Source organism: Leptolyngbya sp. BL0902 (assembly GCF_016403105.1).
GTDB lineage: Bacteria > Cyanobacteriota > Cyanobacteriia > Phormidesmidales > Phormidesmidaceae > Nodosilinea.
The window spans coordinates 1,719,247-1,736,611 of sequence record NZ_CP046155.1 but is presented as its reverse complement, the minus strand read 5'-3'; the positions used below and the strand labels follow the sequence as shown (position 1 = coordinate 1,736,611).

Here is a 17,365-nt window from a genome sequence, read left to right as displayed (position 1 = left end):
ATTAAACCTAGACCTCTCAAACATTAGGTTAGGCCACCTGATCACTATGAACTATGCCTTGTTCTGGCTCATTTTAGGAACGGTGCTCTGCCTGATGGAGCTCTTTATTCCCACCGCCTTTGTTGAGTCCACCCTGGGAGTCAGCGCCATCCTGGTATCGCTGGTGTCGCTGGTGGTGCCCCAATTCAGCCTGCAAGCCGCCCTGTGGATGGTGCTGTCGTTGGTCTTCATTTTCTTCCTGAAGCGGTTTGTGCCCCAGCGGACGCCCCCCATTTTGCTCGATGCCACCGAGGCCCGTACCCTAACAGCCATTGCCCCAGGAGACGCGGGGCGTGTGCTCTACGAGGGCAATTCCTGGCAGGCTCGCTGCGACGATGAAACCATTACCATTGGAGCCAACCAAACGGTGGTGGTGGTGCGGCGCAAGGGCAACACCCTGTACGTGATGCCTGAGAGCGAGATTAAGGAGTGGCCATAGCCATATCTCTGGGCGTTGTGGCCCGATAGAGTCTGCTGTTCAACCCCCTCCTGCCTTGGTTCATCAACCGATTCACCTGTTCAAACACTTGAGGAGCCTTTGACCCATGGGAAGTATTTTCGGATTGATCATCACCATGATGATTCTGGGCGGATCCATCGCGGCCAGCGGGGTTCGCATCGTCAACCAAAGTGATGAGGCACTGGTAGAAACCCTAGGCAAATATACGGGCAAAAAGCTGTCCCCTGGGCTCAATTTTGTGGTGCCGTTCCTGGATCGCGTGGTGTTTAAGCAAACCATTCGGGAACGGGTGCTAGATATTCCACCCCAGCAGTGCATCACCCGCGACAACGTCTCCATCAGCGTGGACGCGGTGGTCTATTGGCGGATTGTGGATATGGAAAAGGCTTACTACAAGGTAGAAAACCTGCAATCGGCCATGGTCAACCTGGTGCTCACCCAGGTGCGAGCCGAGATGGGCAAACTGGAACTCGACGAAACCTTCACCGCCCGCTCCGAAATTAATGAAATCCTGCTGCGCGAACTGGATATCTCCACCGACCCCTGGGGTGTCAAAGTCACTCGCGTAGAACTGCGCGACATCGTGCCCTCCAAGGCCGTTCAAGATTCCATGGAGCTGCAAATGGCCGCCGAGCGCAAAAAGCGGGCCGCTATCCTCACCTCCGAAGGGGAGCGAGAATCGGCGGTGAACTCCGCCAAGGGACGGGCCGAATCGGCGGTGCTGGATGCCGAAGCCCGCAAAACCGCCGCCATTTTGGATGCCGAGGCCGAGCAAAAATCCATCATCCTCCGCGCCCAGGCCCTCCAGCAAGAGCAGGTGCTCCAAGCCCAAGCTACGGCCCAGGCCATCCAGATCATCGCCAAAACCATTGCCGCCGACCCCGATGCACGGGAATCGCTGCAATACATCCTGGCCCAGCAATACCTCGAAATGGGGCTGAAGATCGGCAGCAGCGACAGCAGCAAAGTGATGTTTATGGATCCCAAGAGCATCCCCGCCACCCTAGAGGGCATGCGGGCCATCGTCGGCGACGGCAACACCCCGCCCATGGGCTAGCCGATATCCTGGCGGCCCCATACATTTCCCCCGTCGGTTGGGGTTAGCCCAGCGGAACCCAATGCTGCCGAGGCTTTTGGGCCTGGTTGGATGCCGCGATTACGCCACTTCACCTACGAGTTGAGTAGTCTGAAGGGGCGTAGGCTGAAAAAGATGCTATTCCAGGCGTTCGGCGAGTTCCATCCAGCGTTCGGTGGCGGCGTCAATTTGGGCGGAAAGGGCGGCGAGTTGCTCCGACAGGCGGGTGACTTCTTCGTAGTCGCTAGGGGCATCGCCGTAGAGCCGTTTTTCGATAGTTTCTTTCTCGGCCTCCAGGGTTGGAATTTGGGTTTCCAGTTGTTCGTACTCGCGCTTTTCCTTGTAAGAAAGTTTCTTGCCTGGGGCGCTAGAGCTGGAAGGTGCGGCGCTGGATGTTTTGGCTGACGGACTAGAGGAAGCGGCTTTTTCGTTGGCTTTGGCGGCTTCCCGTTGGCGTTCTTCCTCCCGCTCTTTTTCCGCTTTTTTATAGTCTAAATAGAGAGAATAGTTGCCGGGATACTGTCTTAGAATGCCATGGCCCTCAAAGGCAAAAATGGTATTGACGGTGCGATCTAGGAAGTAGCGGTCGTGGGATACCACAATCACACAGCCGTTAAATTCTTCTAGGTATTCTTCCAGCACGCTCAAGGTTTGGACATCCAGGTCGTTGGTGGGTTCATCGAGGATGAGCAGATTGGGGGCCGACATCAACACCCGCAGCAAAAAGAGCCGCCGCCGTTCGCCCCCAGAGAGTTTTTCGAGGGGGGCATATTGCTGGTTGGGGGTAAACAAAAACCGCTCCAGCATTTGGGATGCGGTAATGGTACTACCGTCGGCGGTTGTGACCAGTTCGGCGGTTTCTTTGAGGTATTCAATCACCCGCTGGCTGGGGTTGGTAAACAGATCGTCGGAATGCTGATCGAAGTAGCCGACGTGGATGGTGGTGCCCATCTCTACGGTGCCACTGTCTGGCTCTAGCCGTCCGGTAATCACATTCATTAGGGTCGATTTTCCGACGCCGTTGGGGCCAATGATGCCGACGCGATCATCTGGGGCAAAGGCATAGGTAAAGTCTTTGAATAGGGTACGGTCTTCGTAGCTTTTAGCCACATGTTCTAGCTCGATCACCTTTTTGCCAATGCGGCGACCTGCTGTGGAAATATCCACCTTGCCCAGGGCTTGCTTAAACTCCCGATTTTGCATTTCCCCAATGCGATCAATGCGGGCTTTTTGTTTGGTGCTGCGGGCTTTGGGGCCACGCTTTAGCCATTCCAGTTCTCGTCGCAACACGCCCGCATGTTTCTTTTGGGAGCTTACTTCTGAAGCTTCGGATAGGGCTTTTTTCTCTAGGTAATAGGCGTAGTTGCCGCCATAGCCATAGAGGTCTCCCCGGTCAATTTCTAGGATGCGGTTGGTGACTTGATCCAAAAAGTAGCGGTCGTGGGTAATCAGCAGCAAGGCTCCGCGAAAACCACCGAGATAACTTTGCAGCCATTCCACCGATTCGGCATCCAAGTGGTTGGTGGGCTCGTCCATCAGCAGGGCGTCGGGGTCGGCTAGGAGGGCAGCGGCAATGGCTACCCGTTTGCGATAGCCGCCGGATAAATCGCCTACCTTAGCGTCAAAGTCTTCGATGCCCAATTTGCTGAGAATTACCTTGGCGCTGGTTTCCAAATCCCAGGCATCGGCGGCGGCAATTTTTTCGGCCACGACAGAGAGCTGGGCCATCAGGCGATCACTATCCCCGGTGCCCTGGGCCAAGTGGTGCGAGAGGTCTTCATACTCGCGAATCAGCGCCATGGATTCTCCGGCGTCGGCAAATACTTGCTCAAGTACCGTGTGGTTGGCGTCAAAGTCGGGCTGCTGGGGCAGGTAGACGATTTTAGCGCCGGGGTTCACCCAAAACTCGCCGCCATCGAAGGGCTCTAGCCCCGCAATCATCTTGAGCAGGGTGGATTTACCGGAGCCGTTGGTGCCAATCAGGCCCACTTTGTCGCCCTCCTCTAGGCTGAAGCTGGCATCCCGCAGGATTTCTTTGATGCCAAAGTCTTTGTGAGCGGAGCGCAGGGTAAACAGGGTCATAGCACCAAAGCCAAATAACGCAAATCAATCAACCAAAAGCTAGAGCCGAGCGGATCTGGCCCTACCCCAGTCTAATAGTGTGACCTATCCGCCGCTGGATGCGCGGATCAATTCAGCCCTACGGGTTTCTTAGGATTGCTGCCTACAGTGACGGTAGGACTCCATCGCAAGGTGACGTCCCCTACCATTCACCTGCCCTTAATCGTCGCCAGACGGGGCATACTATTCAAGTCTGCGCCATTACATAACCGGAGAACATCGTTATGAGTGAAAGCCCCGTACAGGTCATTGTGGCCGCCTTTAACAGCGTGGATGGCGCTGGCCTCGTGATGGAAGACATTAAGCAAGGAAAACGGGATGGCCTGATCGGCATCATAGATGCCGCCGTGGTGGTCAAAAACGCCGAGGGCAAGCTCAAAATTACCGACGCCAAACGCCGCAGCCGCAAAGGGCTAATGACGGGCGGTGTGGTCGGCGGCCTGATCGGCTTGGTGTTGGCTCCTCCGGCGGTGGCCGTGGCCGCTGGGGGCGGCGTGATTGGGGCGCTGGTGGGCAAACTCCGCAGCGCTCCCCTTAAGGCCGAAATGAAGGACTTGGGATCGGCCCTTCAGCCCAATACCTCGGCGATTATTGCCGTGATTGAACACACCTGGGTGGAACAACTCGAAGCCGCCCTCGCCGCCGCCGGAGCCCAGCTCATCCGCGAGGTGATCAAGGCCGACATCGCTGAACAACTGGAGGCCGGGGGCAACGTCCTCTACACCGCCGGGGCCGGAACCGATGCCCTCGGAGCCGCCCGCATCGCTCAAACCACAGACAGCCTCAGCATCGGCGGTGTGGCCATAACCGATGAAGGTCTCTTTTTAGACAGCGCTGAAATTCTCCTTGCTGGCGATGATGAGGACGAAGAAAACTCTTCCTCAATGGCATAACGCTGCCTGACCTGACCAGATATAGCCGTTTTTGACCAATAAGCTGCACCTTAATCTGGGCAACCTGCAAGTCAAGGTTCTTAGCGCTTTCTTCAAGCTTATCTGGAGCAAAACGGCTATAGATAATCCCTCGATAGATATGCTTTTTTCTCTAAGGCTAGTTGGCGTACTTCCTTAGAGGCATTAGGGTGAGTGGCAACGTTAGCTAAGGTAGCGACATCGTTGATGTGAGCCAGTTGCGCTAAGGCGCTACCTGGAGTGTTAGGGTTTTTGGCAACTTGCACCAGAATACTTACAACAAAAACTTGGGATAAATCAGATAGTATTTTTGCGGGCGTATTAGGATTGCCAGCAACGTCGTAGAGAACCGACTCATCTCTGTCCTGAGCCAGATGAATTAAGAGAAATTCAGGGGCACAACGATTACGAGCTACCCCTCGACGTAGCCAAAGGTCTTCACTCTTCGCTAGGTGGATTAAGTGACTCAACGGAAATCGGGAGTTGGCTACCGCAGCGCAGCGAGTTTGTGAATCAACATCTTGGGCGAGTCTTATCAGAAGAGTTTCGGGAGTCTTGGTATGTTCAGCAATACAATGGCGAACGCGCCAATCTGAATCGTGGGCTAAGTGAATCAATCCTTCCACCGGAGTATTGAGGTGGCAAGCCACATTTCTGCGTACCTCCCATAATGGGTCTTGCATCAAGCCTAGCAGTGTGTCGCTGGAAGTTTGCCGATGACGAGCAACATGGAGGCGTACATTCCGAACATGGTCTGTAGCTAACTGACTCAAAATTTCTGGGGGAGTATTTAAGTTTCCCGCCACTGCATCACGGACGCCAGCATCATCGTCCTTCGCAAGCCGTTCTATGATTTCTCTGAGCAAACAAGGGTTGTTCGCCGTAGATTGGCGCAATTCTACGCTAGGATGTCGAGCTAGCCATGCTTGCCACGGAGCAGGTAAATACTGGTCTCTTAATATATGACCTGGACTATGTTGGCATAACTCTGTAAAGAAGTCTTGATTTTCACTCAAGACGGCCTCATCAATCTTGGGATCGCTCAATATATCCTGAAGATTTTGAAGATTGATCATATCTATTCGTTCTCCTTGGAAGAAGAATGAGAACGCTATTGTGCCGCATCGGGGGAGTTAGAAAAAAGCGCTAGGGTTTGGCGGCAGCATTGTTTGAGGCGTTCGCCGCAGGTGGGATCTGGGGAAAGACTGCCCGAAAAGGCCCAGTTGTCGATGGTGGAAAGCGTCCATTGTTTGCCGCGATGGTCGAACCCGGCCACCTCTAGGCCGATGACGCGCCGTTCTTCGGTATCGGGGTCGGGGTGGAGGCGAATTTGCACCAGCAGGCTGCGGCAGCGAAACAGACGGCTCACCCCCGGAAAGTGAAACCCCAGGTCAATAGAATCGGGATCGACGAGGTCGCGGGTTTCCCGATCATTGGCCCAGGGTTTGAGATCCACCCGCAGGTCGGGGAATTCGCCCTTAAACAGCCCGACTACGGTGGCGATTTTGCTGGCAAACTCGATGCTGTTGGCCTGTTCTGCTGCGTTCACGCTGTCTGCTTAGACGAAAGAGATTAGCTTTCAGAATAGGATAGCGCTTTGTTTTCAACCGTTAACAGGTTAACCAAACAACTATTGTTCAGGGCGGTTAGATAGCTCAGGGGCAACCTCTGCCCGACACACCTCTAGCATCCGCTGGTCGTTATCCGTGAGGCGTTCGAGGGCATGGAACCCATGGAGGTTGAGGGGAACGGTGGTGGTTCCCAAATCTTCGGTGGCGATAGCGCTTTGGGGATCGAGGGCGATGCTGTAGGGATAGGCTTCCTCGCTGTAGCTGTCGATGATGGTCATGGCGAGGGCGTTGCCTTGCACCTGGCCATAGAAGCAGTCGAAGGAAGAACCCGGAAAATAGAGGGCACCATAAAGGTCTTGGCCATTGCTTTCCATCGCGATGTAGCCGTGGCCAATTTGGTCGGGCTCGGCAGACTGGCCAAAGAGATATTGCCCCGGTGCAGGGAAGGATCGGGCCGCTTGGGCTAGGGTTTCTACGATGGCTGGAGACTGCTCAAGGATCACCAGATTGCTAGAGTTGGCCTGAGCCTTGAGGCCCAGCCCCAGAACGACAGCACAGGCTACCACCGTTCCGGCTAGGGAACGAGGTGTTGCCCATCGCAGCGGAGACAACACTGATCTTGATAGTGTCATGGATCCGATCATGGGATGTCCCTCCTCTGATGTCGTAATGTTTTCAACCCTAGATGGGTTAAGCTAGACCGCTAGTGGGTCGGGGATGGCACTGTGGTGAAGGCCCTAGGCAGAGGCTGCTAACCACACAGCCCTTACGTTCAATGTAGTGGAACCGTCTGTCCAAATCGGGGGATTTTGGCTGACCGTAACAACTCTTTGAACAAGGTTTGGGCCATGGCCTAGCCGCTTGGGAATCCTAGATAAAGGGCCGGATAAGTGGGCTTGGTCGCCGCCTAATGTTGTTATAGAGGCAATGCCTTGGCGACTTAGGGGCTAAGGTGCCACCTCTATAATTGTCAGCCATCTCGCTGGGGTTGACCTCCGGCCAAGGATCGGTGCTGCGTCCATCCAGGGATAGAGAAATCCAGCCTGCGGGCCTCATTCTCAGGTGAGAGGACATCTTGCTGGGGCTGAGGGACGATGCCTAGGCCCGATGCCTGGGAGTGTGGCTTCTGATCCCGTTGGCATGGGCGGATCAGGCTAGGCTATATATAGCCTGATGGGCCTGCAATGGCCTATCCTTCAGTCAAGGTGCGTGAGTCATGGTGAGTGGCGCAGTCCGGGGAGATGGTATGGAAGTTGCCGCCGATACATTAGGCCAGGGCCGGGTGCCCCTGAAACTTCTTCTATTCATTGACAAGCGCCCCAGTTTGACCCAGCAAGTCCAGCAGATTCGGCAATACCTCAAAACCCTAGAGGATCGGTTTCAATTTCATCTAGACGTGGTAGACATCGGCGAGCAGCCCTACCTCGCGGAACATTACAAACTGGTGGCTAGCCCTTCCCTAGTGAAAGTTTCGCCACCGCCGCAGCAGTTACTAGCCGGAAGCGACATTGTTAGCCAACTAGAGCACTGGTGGCCCCGCTGGCAAGAGGAACACCAGCCTCCCACCAAAGATATTCCCTCCCTGCTGGAGGCGACGGCCCTCGATCTAGAACTGGCCGAGGCAGATGATCAAGTAACGCACTCCGCTGAGCTCATCAAGCTATCCGACGAAATTTTTCGCCTCAACCAAATCAAAGACGAGCTGGAAGCCCAGCTGCGGTTCAAAGACCGCATCATTGCCATGATGGCCCACGATCTGCGAAATCCGCTCACCGCCGCCTCCATCGCCATCGAAACCCTAGAGCTGGGCTATGCCCCCAACCAGCGCCGCAACCTCGACCTCAGCCCAGAGCTAACGGGCCAACTGCTAAAGCACGCCAAAACCCAGGTGCGGGCCATCAACCGCATGATTACCGACATTTTGAAAACCGCCCGAGGTGCCACCCTCGATCTACAAATCCACCCCCAGGAACTGAACCTCGTTGCCCTGTGTGAAGCGGTGGTGGAGGAAACCCAGGATCGCATTCAGGCTAAGGCACTCAACCTCGCAACCGAGGTGCCCAAGGATGTACCCCCGGTCTATGCCGACGGTAGCCAGGTGAAGCGGGTGATTAGCAATCTGCTCGACAACGCCATCAAATACACACCGGAGGGCGGCACGGTTTCCCTGATTGCCCTGCATCGCACCACCCAAAAGGTGCAGGTTGGCGTCATCGACACCGGGCCAGGAATTCCGGTGGAAAACCGAGACCGTATTTTTGAAGAAAGCTTTCGCCTCCAGCGCGATGTGACCCAGGAGGGCTATGGCCTGGGGTTGGCCCTGTGTCAGCGCATCATCCGCGCCCACTACGGCCAAATTTGGGTGGATTCAGTACCGGGAGAAGGCAGCGCCTTTTACTTCACGCTGCCCGTTTACCGCGCCTAGGCTGGCCTGGACGCAGCCTAGGGCGCAAGGCGGACAATGTCGCCATCCTGCAAGAAGCCGACGCCGGAGGTGACGACCTGTTCGCCAGCCTGCAAGCCTTGGATGACCTCCACTAGGGCGGGTTGGTCGCCGTTGGAGGGAAGGCGGTTGCCCAACTCCACCGAGCGGGCGGTGACTTGGTTGCCCTCGCCCAGCACAAAGACGAGGGAACTGCCATCGGGCTGAGGTTGTAGGGCGGTGGCGGGGATCACGAGCCCCTGGCGGTTGTTGGTGCGGATATCGCCGCGCAGGAACAGACCGGGACGCAGCAGGTCGCTGCCGGGGAGGGAAATATTGACCTGGGCCGTGCGGCTGGTGGCATCTACCACGGGATCGATGGACTGCACTGTACCCTGGAGGCGCAGGCGGCTATCGGCGGTGGAGGAAATGGCGACCGAGGCCCCCACAGAGACTCGATCCAACTGGGTTTGGGGCACTTCGGCCACCAGCCGGAGCTGGTTGTTTTGAATCAGCGTCACGATGGGGTTGCCGGGGGAGGCCACATCGCCCACATTGGCCCGCCGCTCCGCCACAATGCCCGCCACCGGAGACCGCACCGAGGTTTGGCCAAGCTGGGTTTGTAGCCGATCAATCACCGCCTGCTGGGAGCGCACCCCGGCCTGGGCGCTTTCAATTTCGGCCTGGGCCAAGCCCACCGCCTGCTGGGCTGTGGTGGTTTGGGTTTGTTGGCGGGTGAGTTCTTGTTCGCTGATGGCCCCTTGGGCGGCGAGGGTGCGCAGCCGCTCTAAGTTTTGCTGGGCCTCGGCTACGTTGGCCTGGGCCTGGGAGAGGGACGCCTGCCGCTGGGTGACTTGGGCCTGGGACACCGATAGCTGAGCCTGGGCTTGGCGCAGATCCGCTTGCAGGGTGGCGTCGTCCAGAATTGCCAAGACTTGCCCTGCGGCCACGGCATCGCCTTCGCGGACGAGCAACTGCTGAATTTGCAGTCCGCTGGCCTGGGGGGAAATGGACAGCAGATCCACCGCCTGCACCGTGCCGTTTACCGCCAGGGTATCCGCCACCGAGGCCGGAACGACAGGGGCCACCGTCACCGTTTGGGACGCTTGGGCCGGGGCGGGGGCCGTTTCCTCCGCTGGTGGGGCCGCCTGTTGACCACCCAGGATGCGCGTGCCCAACAGGGTTAGTAACACCCCAGCCCCCAACCCCAACAGCACAGGCTTCCAGGGGCGACCCTTCGATAACGGAGCCACATCACCATAGGCCATGCCTTCGGTAATGGATGGAGCGGTGGATTCTCGCGATTGGGGAGAATGGAGGTTCTGCACAGCGTTGTCCTTCAGGGCACAGGTCAGCCAAAACATTACAAAATGTATCGCCTCCATTATGCCTGATTCATTCCCGTCCTTGGGAACGGGGCAGGACGGTTGGTTCAGCGTCAGGCCAACTGGAACGGCTGGATTAGCCCCGCCCCACCTAGGACGGATCAATGGCTTGGCAGTGTTGCTGCGCTGCTTTTACCCCCTAGTATTTTGGAATGTAGCCTAGTTCACGGTGGTTGCTGACTAAAATCACACTCCCAGAACAGGGGATTTGGTGTAATAGCAGTAGGTACAAAAGAAGGAAACCTGGTACCTTTACACAACAAAGCCCGTGAGTCGAGTTCCTAACCATCGCCCTCCCTATCGTCACCGTCTCACCCTCCAGGCTCACCGCAGCGGCTCGTTCCGGTTCCACTACCGTTCACTCAGGCTAACGAAGGCAGGTTTTGGGAATGTTTAACGCCACCGAACTCCTCATCAGCGACTTTGTCACGAAGCTTAGGACAGGCTATCACCGCACCTACGGCGGCCAAAACCCCACCTACGAAGACATCATTGCCTGGGCGGGCAGCATGGCGCTGGAAAATATCGCCAACAGCGATGCCCTCTATCACAACGTCGAGCACACTATTTTGGTGGCCCTAGTGGGGCAAGAAATTCTGCGCGGCAAACACATCCGCGAGGGCGGCGTCACCTGCGAAGACTGGATGCATTTCATCATTTCCCTGGTCTGTCACGACATTGGCTACGTGAAGGGCGTTTGCCGCCACGACCAAGACCGCAACCACCTGTATTCCACGGGCCAAGGGGACGAAATGGTGATGCTGCAACCGGGGGCGTCTGATGCCTCCCTGACGCCCTACCACGTAGACCGGGGCAAGCGGTTTATTGAAGAACGCTTTGGCGGCAACAAGCTGATCAACGCTGAGGTGATCAAACGCAATATTGAACTCACCCGCTTCCCGGTGCCCAAGGAGGAAGACCACCAAGACACCCAGCACTTTCCGGGCCTAGTGCGGGCGGCGGATTTGATCGGCCAGCTTAGTGATCCCCGCTACCTGAAGAAAATCGGTGCCCTGTTCTACGAATTTGAAGAAACCGGACAAAACCAAAAACTCGGCTATGAGCACCCCGCCGATCTCCGCGCCAACTACCCCGGATTCTATTGGAATGTGGTGCATCCCTACATCCAAGACGGCCTGCGCTACCTCTCCCTCACCCAAGAAGGCAAGCAAATCATTGCTAACCTTTACTCAAATGTGTTTATGGTGGAGAACGAGAAAACCGTTATTCACACGTAACGGGCACCCCTAAACTCCCACGTAATCTACACGAAGCGGCTATGACCTGGTGGCGCAAACTTAAAACCAATCGTCTGGCCCAACTGGGGGCTGTATTGCTAATTCTGCTCTACACCGTGGCGATTGGGGCCGACTTTTTTGCCCCCTACAGCCCCTACGCCGCCCAGGCCAACGGCTCCCTACTGCCCCCCACCCAAATCTACTGGCGCGACGCCGACACCGGGCGCTTCTTCCCCCACGTCTACCCCACCACCCAGGGCCCGGTGGATCTAGAAACCGGGGATCGAGAACTGATCGTAGATCGCAGCCAGCCCTCCGCCCTGCGGATTTTGCACCGCAACGAGGCAGGACAACTCAAGTTACTCGACACCACTGGCCCCGGCTACCTCAACCTGCTCGGCACCGACGAACAGGCCCGCGACCAATTCAGCCGCCTCATCCACGGCAGCCGCGTCAGCCTTGCCGTGGGCCTGATCGGCATCCTGATTTCCTTCCCGCTGGGCCTGCTGGTGGGCGGCATCGCCGGATACTTTGGCGGCATGGTAGATGCCGTGCTGATGCGCTTTGTGGAAGTGCTGATGACCATCCCCAGCATTTACCTCCTCGTCGCCCTCGCCGCCGTCCTCCCCGCCGGACTCAGCAGCATCCAGCGCTTTTTCCTGATCGTGCTGATCACCTCCCTAGTGGGCTGGGCCGGACTCGCCAGGGTGATTCGCGGCCAAGTGCTTTCCATCAAAGAGCAAGACTTTGTCCAGGCCAGCCGCGTCATGGGCGGACGGCCCCTCTACATCATCACTCGCCACGTGTTGCCCCAAACCGCCACCTACGGCATTATCGCCGCCACCCTGGCCATCCCCGGCTTCATCCTGGCGGAAGCGGTGCTGAGCTTCATCGGCCTCGGCATCCAACAACCCGACGCCTCCTGGGGCAATATGCTCACCCTCGCCACCAATGCCTCCATCCTGGTGCTGCAACCCTGGCTGGTGTGGCCCCCGGCCATTTTGATTGTGGTCACGTCCCTCGCCTTTAACCTGCTGGGCGACGGCCTGCGCGATGCTTTGGATCCAAGAACCTTGAAACAGTAGCGATGCCAAGCATCCTATCGATCAGGGCGTAGCCTGTCAGTGGTCAATCAAGGCTAGGCGCTGGGGCGGTGTTTGGCCCGAACTGAGGCTAGGGTTAGACCAACCGTAAGTCGATCAGCCGTCCCTGCCCCAGAGATTAGAGTTGCTGAGGGGCTAGCCTAGGCGGTAGCCAAAGCCGCGTACCGTTTTGATGTAGGTGGGGTGGCTAGGATCGGTCTCTAGTTTTTCCCGTAGCCAGCGGATGTGGACATCCACGGTTTTGTTGTCGCCCATAAAGTCGTGACCCCACACTTGATCAATGATCTGATCGCGAGACCATACCCGCCGGGGCTGCCCCATAAAGAGTTCCAGAATGCGAAACTCCTTGGGCGAGAGGCTGATCTCCTCACCCCGCAGGAAGACGCGACATTCCTGGGGATGCAGGGCAATTTCCTCAAAGGTTAGAACGTTATCTGGATCTGTCTGGGGCTGGCCTTGGCGACGACGCAACAGGGCGCGGCAACGGGCCACCAGTTCGCGCATTCCAAAGGGCTTGGTTAGATAGTCGTCGGCCCCAATTTCGAGTCCTACAACCCGATCTGTCTCGGTGCCCTTGGCACTCAACATCAAAATGGGAACATCAATGCCCTGGTGGCGTAGAAGACGGCACAGATCGAGACCGTTCATCCCCGGCAGCATAAGATCCAGCACCACGAGGTTAATCTCTGGGCGGCTGACCCGGCTGGCGCTAGCAGTGCCTCCCAGCAGATCAAGGGCGGTGAGGCCATCTGCGGCAATCAAAATCTCAAAACCCTCCTCTGCCAGCCCCAGGGCTAGGGTTTCCCGAATCAGGTCTTCGTCTTCGACAATCAGCACTCGCCCCAGCCCCACGCGCAGGTTGGGCGAGACCGACGACAAAAGCTCTGCGGAATTCATATTTAGGGTGAAAAAGTCTTCTCTTGGATCATATCAGGTCTGATCCAGCCCCCTTACTAGAGAAAACTGGAAGATTATCAGGAAGACGATGGCCCGAAAACGAACCAGCCGCGACACCATCCCCCAGTATTCCCCGATCCCTGACTCCCCACGGTCGCCGTTTCGTCTATCCCTTCCCCCCGACCAGCGCCTCCAATTCCTCCGCCACAACGGGCAAGGCCGCCGTCAACACATCACACCCCTCCTGCGTAATTAGCACATCGTCTTCGATGCGAATGCCGCGCACGCTGGCAAAGTCCTCCAGGCGTTCCCAATTCACGGCGTCGTCGTATTGGCCCGACTGGCGGGCTGGCGTGAGCAGGCCCGGAACCTGGTAAAACCCTGGTTCGATGGTGACGACCATACGGGGGGCAAGGGGCCGATCTAGCCGCAGATAGCCCAAACCAAAGCGCGAACTGCGCTGCCGACCGGGGGCATAGCCCGCCCAATCGCCGAGGTCTTCCATATCGTGAACATCTAGTCCTAGCAGGTGGCCAACGCCGTGGGGAAAAAACAGGGCGTGGATATCCCGCTCTACCAAGTCATCGGGCTGTCCGCGTAGAATGCCCAGGTCTACTAGGCCCGCCGCCAGGGTACGACAGGCTAGCAGGTGCAGGTCTCGATATTCCACCCCCGGTCTGGCCGCTGCAATGCAGGCATCGTGGGCGGCGAGAACAACGTTGTAGAGATCTCGCTGGGGCGACAAAAACTGACCCGACACAGGCCAGGTGCGGGTAATATCGGCGGCCCAGCCCTGGGGGGTTTCGGCCCCGGCATCCACCAGGAGCAGGTCGCCCGGTTGCAGAGGGTGGTGGTAGTGCTCGTTGTGCAACACCTCACCGTGGGTAGTGACGATGCTGTTATAGGCGCAGGGGCACTGGTGGGCGATCATCACCTGCTCGATGGCGGCTCGCACCTCAGCTTCGGTGGTCGACTGGCGAGTGGCCGCCATTCCGGCTCGGTGGGCCTGCACCGAGACCTGGGCCGCAAAGCGCATCTCCGCCAAGGCCCAATCGTCATGGCGGAGGCGCAGATCGACCAGCGATTGCACAAGGGCCATCGCCCGATCCGAGACCTGGGTGAGATCGGGGGGTAGGGTAACGGCATCCACCGTTTGCTGGAGCAGATCCGCCAGGGGATATACCGCCTGGGCACCGATGCCCTCTGCCTGAGCGGCTGGGCTGGGGGTGGGGCCATGCCACAGGGCCGCGCTGGGGGCAGGCTCATCCATAAACAGCGTCGCTTTGCCCTCTGCCAAGAGCAGCGCGGCACCGGGGAGGGGGCGTCCGGCAAAGTAGAGGAAGTGGCTGCTGGCCCGAAAGGGATAGGTATTGGCTGGGAAATTCCGCGATGGCGGATCCCCCGCCCACAGCAGCACAGGATACGGGCACCGCTGGGCCAGATCCGCCCGCCGCTGAGCCAAATAGTCAATCAAGGCCGATCTGTCGCTGCCGATCCTGTTTTTTCCTTGACTTGAGTCTATTTTTTCTGACAAAATCATAGAAGATTCACCGCCAAGAATACATTTTTTGACCAAAACCTTAAAGTCAGGTGTAGGGCTGCACCAAGACCTAGGCCAATGGCTTAGGATACTGACTAGGTTAACATCCTCCTTTACAAAATCAGTTCAAATATACTATATAGAAGTGTGATGACTAGCCTAGTTTAGGTTTGGCGTTATGGCTTCCCTCATTCTTCGACCCGGGGCACGAGTCCGTCTTAAGGGCCAAGATGCCCATGTTCCAGACTTTTATGTGGTCTGCTGCGATCATGACCACTGTTGGGTGCGACAACACAACTGGAGTCCAGAGGCGGCGATCAATGTCTCCTTCTCGCAGTTGTTTGTCCCTGGCCCACCCTCGGTAGTCCCGGCTGCTGTTGCCGGAGGATCGGCCCTGGCCCTGCCGCCGTTGGTGCCCGTCGCCGCCCCCAGGCCGGGAACGCACCAACGGCCCCAGCCCAGCAACGTGATTGACATGGTGGCTTATCGTCTTCGCAAAGGGCGCTAGGGTTAGGCACCCTCCGCCTGCCCAAAGGCCCTGGCCCTGTAGCCCAAGGTACAGAGACCACTAGCCGCTTAGGGTTAGGTTAAAATACCCATTAGTGGCCCCAGCCCCATCGTGTCTCAGACGGTTCTGGGCAGGATAACCATCCTAGGCCCAACGGTGGGGCGACGCCGTTATCTCTTGCTGGCTAACGACTATGGCGCTTCTAGCCCGATTTCTTCAGCTTTTGCGGTTCCTAGAGGAGTCCCTAGCCTTCCTAGACTTTTTGGCGACTCCCCTAGGGCAGATCGCTAGCTTAGGTATTCTGATCTACGGTGGTTTGGTGGTGGTCGGCAGTGATGCCTCCACGGCGGCCACCTTAGCCGGGTCGGTGGCCCTGGGGCTCAGTTGCCTGCTCACCCGGCCTCGGTTCTAGGAGCATTCAGGGCTAGGCTTCGCTGGGGGAGGGGCGGCGGCGTTCTTGGCGGATGAGGACGTAGCCCAGCACAATCCAGAACAGCAGCAGACCGCTGGTCAGGGCGAGGACGGAGCCAATACCGAGGTTGGCAATCAGTACGGGGGCGGCGGCGGTGAAGATGCCACCCCCGACGATGGGCTCAAAGAAAAGTTGCTTGTAGGCAAAGCCCTCGAAGGCTCCCGTGTGGTTGTCGGGGTCTACCATCCGCATCAGCAAAATGCCCGTGGCGGTGACGCCCATGGATTGGCCCATATCGCCAATACCCTTCTCGAACCAGTAGGTGGGGAAAATGCGCGGTGCCCACCAGAGGAAAATCAGCACGTTCCACAGAATGCCGACCACGCTGAGAATGAGGAAGACCCCCAGGTTGCCGCCGATGACGCGCAGGGAAATGGAGGCGATGGCGGCGATAATCACCACATCTAGGGCCACCCCAGCAATATTGTGAACCATGGGCCGAATGACCAACGCCCCCAGACCCAGCCGATTGAGGATGGATTGGACGACGATGCCGCCGATCAGCGCCAGGGGAAATAGGGGCACGTAGGGAAACACGGCAAATCCGGTTTGGCCCCAGGTGACGGCCTCGATCCACTTCAGGGCTTCGAGGATAACCCAACCCACGGCAATGGCCGCCCCCACAATGGCAAAGTTAATCGACAGGGGATCGATCAGCAGATTTCGCAGGAGCTGAGCCCGCTGCTGTCGAATTTCTGGGGTTTCCGCCAACACATTCAGGTCAGGAATTTCGTCGGGTTCCGTGACATCGCGGCTGACCATGGCCACATGGTTTTTGCGACGGCCCCAGTCGGCTAGGGCGGTACCGCAGATAATGCCGGAGACAATGCCCACGGTAGCCAAGCCAATGGCTAGGTCGCCGCCATCCTCAAAGCCCAGGTCGGCCAGGGTTTCTACCATACCGCCAGCGGTGCCGTGCCCCCCCTCAAAGCCAATTTCGATCAGGGCGGCGGCGATGGGGTTGACGTCAAACAGCGGCATCAAAATCAGGATGGTCGCTAGACTGCCCACCACGTACTGCCCCCAGGCTAGGGTTTGGCCAAACACCACCTGGGGCGCGGCCTTGCGCCAAATATCGGCGGGGGCGGGGATGGTTTCGCCCAAAAACAGCGCGGCAAACACAATATTGATAAACACCCCCGGAGCCTGCGACCACACGGTGCGGATTTCTGGGGAGAACAGCCCCCCCGCCAGAAAGGCCTCCTCTCCGGCGATGGCGGTGACGATAGCCCCCAGCACCTCTGGCCCCAGCAGCAGGGCCAAGACCCCAGCCACAATCGACGCAGGCAAATACAGCCGCTGACACCAGCGACTTTGATGTTTGACGTAGCGCCCCGCCAGCAGCAACAGCGCCAGCACCACAAAGGCGAACATCACCGTTCGGAGGTTGAACACAGCCTTTCCCCATCTAGAGATTAACGACAGCAGCACCCGTTAGCCACGGGCAATCCCCCGAATCCCCCGTGGGAAGCAGGGACGTTGAAGCGAAATCCCCCTTATGTAGGGGGCCAGGAAGATCATCCGCACAAGCCAGGAGGCTCAACGGATGACACGGAATAGCCCTGAATCTTAGCATTCTGACGCTATGGGGTTTATATAACGCTGGCGTTTTGGCCTTGCGGT

Annotated in this window: 16 protein-coding genes; 8 read left to right on the top strand and 8 right to left on the bottom strand. The window is 57.7% G+C overall.

Annotation, left to right across the window (positions count from 1 at the left end; all coding sequences use genetic code 11):
- Window positions 1-46 precede the first annotated feature (46 nt).
- Both GFS31_RS07790 and GFS31_RS07785 read left to right on the top strand, forming a co-directional pair.
- Window positions 47-478, top strand: a complete 432-nt coding sequence (locus tag GFS31_RS07790; RefSeq protein WP_198807622.1) for an NfeD family protein — start codon at window positions 47-49, stop codon at window positions 476-478.
- A gap of 106 nt (window positions 479-584) precedes the next feature.
- Entirely contained in the window at window positions 585-1,556 is a 972-nt protein-coding gene (locus GFS31_RS07785; RefSeq protein ID WP_198807621.1) for an SPFH domain-containing protein, read from the top strand.
- A gap of 156 nt (window positions 1,557-1,712) precedes the next feature.
- Here the strand turns inward: GFS31_RS07785 and GFS31_RS07780 are convergent, their stop codons facing one another.
- The gene (locus GFS31_RS07780) at window positions 1,713-3,656 is read right to left on the bottom strand and encodes an ABC-F family ATP-binding cassette domain-containing protein (protein ID WP_198807620.1); all 1,944 of its coding nucleotides are present in this window, start codon (window positions 3,654-3,656) and stop codon (window positions 1,713-1,715) included.
- Window positions 3,657-3,919: 263 nt separating this feature from the next.
- Between GFS31_RS07780 and GFS31_RS07775 the strand changes: the two genes are divergently transcribed.
- On the top strand, window positions 3,920-4,588 hold the full coding sequence (locus GFS31_RS07775) for a DUF1269 domain-containing protein (protein ID WP_198807619.1): 669 nt from the start codon (window positions 3,920-3,922) through the stop codon (window positions 4,586-4,588).
- Window positions 4,589-4,704: 116 nt separating this feature from the next.
- Here GFS31_RS07775 and GFS31_RS07770 read toward each other — a convergent pair whose 3' ends face one another.
- The 3 genes from GFS31_RS07770 to GFS31_RS07760 form a co-directional block, all read right to left on the bottom strand.
- Window positions 4,705-5,682 (bottom strand): HEAT repeat domain-containing protein, encoded by a 978-nt coding sequence (locus tag GFS31_RS07770; protein WP_198807618.1) that lies wholly within the window; start codon window positions 5,680-5,682, stop codon window positions 4,705-4,707.
- Between the two features lie 35 nt (window positions 5,683-5,717).
- Window positions 5,718-6,155, bottom strand: a complete 438-nt coding sequence (locus GFS31_RS07765) for a hypothetical protein (protein WP_198807617.1) — start codon at window positions 6,153-6,155, stop codon at window positions 5,718-5,720.
- 81 nt (window positions 6,156-6,236) lie between these two features.
- Window positions 6,237-6,809: a hypothetical protein gene (locus GFS31_RS07760; protein ID WP_198807616.1), complete on the bottom strand. Its 573-nt coding sequence runs from the start codon at window positions 6,807-6,809 to the stop codon at window positions 6,237-6,239.
- A gap of 614 nt (window positions 6,810-7,423) precedes the next feature.
- On the opposite strand from GFS31_RS07760, the gene GFS31_RS07755 reads away from it, so the two are divergent.
- Complete coding sequence (locus GFS31_RS07755) at window positions 7,424-8,602, top strand: histidine kinase (protein ID WP_198807615.1); 1,179 nt, start codon at window positions 7,424-7,426, stop codon at window positions 8,600-8,602.
- Between the two features lie 17 nt (window positions 8,603-8,619).
- On the opposite strand, the gene GFS31_RS07750 is transcribed toward GFS31_RS07755, so the two are convergent.
- Window positions 8,620-9,963 (bottom strand): efflux RND transporter periplasmic adaptor subunit, encoded by a 1,344-nt coding sequence (locus GFS31_RS07750; protein WP_225907615.1) that lies wholly within the window; start codon window positions 9,961-9,963, stop codon window positions 8,620-8,622.
- Between the two features lie 410 nt (window positions 9,964-10,373).
- Here GFS31_RS07750 and GFS31_RS07745 point away from each other — a divergent pair, with 410 nt between their 5' ends.
- Entirely contained in the window at window positions 10,374-11,222 is an 849-nt protein-coding gene (locus GFS31_RS07745) for an Npun_R2479 family HD domain-containing metalloprotein (RefSeq protein ID WP_198807614.1), read from the top strand.
- Between the two features lie 41 nt (window positions 11,223-11,263).
- Window positions 11,264-12,307, top strand: coding sequence for an ABC transporter permease (locus tag GFS31_RS07740; protein ID WP_198807613.1), 1,044 nt, complete (start codon window positions 11,264-11,266; stop codon window positions 12,305-12,307).
- Between the two features lie 153 nt (window positions 12,308-12,460).
- On the opposite strand, the gene GFS31_RS07735 is transcribed toward GFS31_RS07740, so the two are convergent.
- Both GFS31_RS07735 and GFS31_RS07730 read right to left on the bottom strand, forming a co-directional pair.
- Window positions 12,461-13,222 (bottom strand): response regulator transcription factor, encoded by a 762-nt coding sequence (locus tag GFS31_RS07735; RefSeq protein WP_198807612.1) that lies wholly within the window; start codon window positions 13,220-13,222, stop codon window positions 12,461-12,463.
- A gap of 166 nt (window positions 13,223-13,388) precedes the next feature.
- Window positions 13,389-14,696 carry an aminopeptidase P family protein gene (locus tag GFS31_RS07730; protein ID WP_317135089.1) on the bottom strand — a complete coding sequence of 436 codons (1,308 nt, stop codon included), beginning with the start codon at window positions 14,694-14,696 and terminating at the stop codon, window positions 13,389-13,391.
- 244 nt (window positions 14,697-14,940) lie between these two features.
- Here GFS31_RS07730 and GFS31_RS07725 point away from each other — a divergent pair, with 244 nt between their 5' ends.
- The gene (locus tag GFS31_RS07725; RefSeq protein ID WP_198807610.1) at window positions 14,941-15,270 is read left to right on the top strand and encodes a hypothetical protein; all 330 of its coding nucleotides are present in this window, start codon (window positions 14,941-14,943) and stop codon (window positions 15,268-15,270) included.
- 193 nt (window positions 15,271-15,463) lie between these two features.
- On the top strand, window positions 15,464-15,682 hold the full coding sequence (locus GFS31_RS07720; RefSeq protein WP_198807609.1) for a hypothetical protein: 219 nt from the start codon (window positions 15,464-15,466) through the stop codon (window positions 15,680-15,682).
- Between the two features lie 12 nt (window positions 15,683-15,694).
- Here the strand turns inward: GFS31_RS07720 and GFS31_RS07715 are convergent, their stop codons facing one another.
- The gene (locus GFS31_RS07715; RefSeq protein WP_198807608.1) at window positions 15,695-17,137 is read right to left on the bottom strand and encodes a sodium/glutamate symporter; all 1,443 of its coding nucleotides are present in this window, start codon (window positions 17,135-17,137) and stop codon (window positions 15,695-15,697) included.
- Window positions 17,138-17,365: the final 228 nt, after the last annotated feature.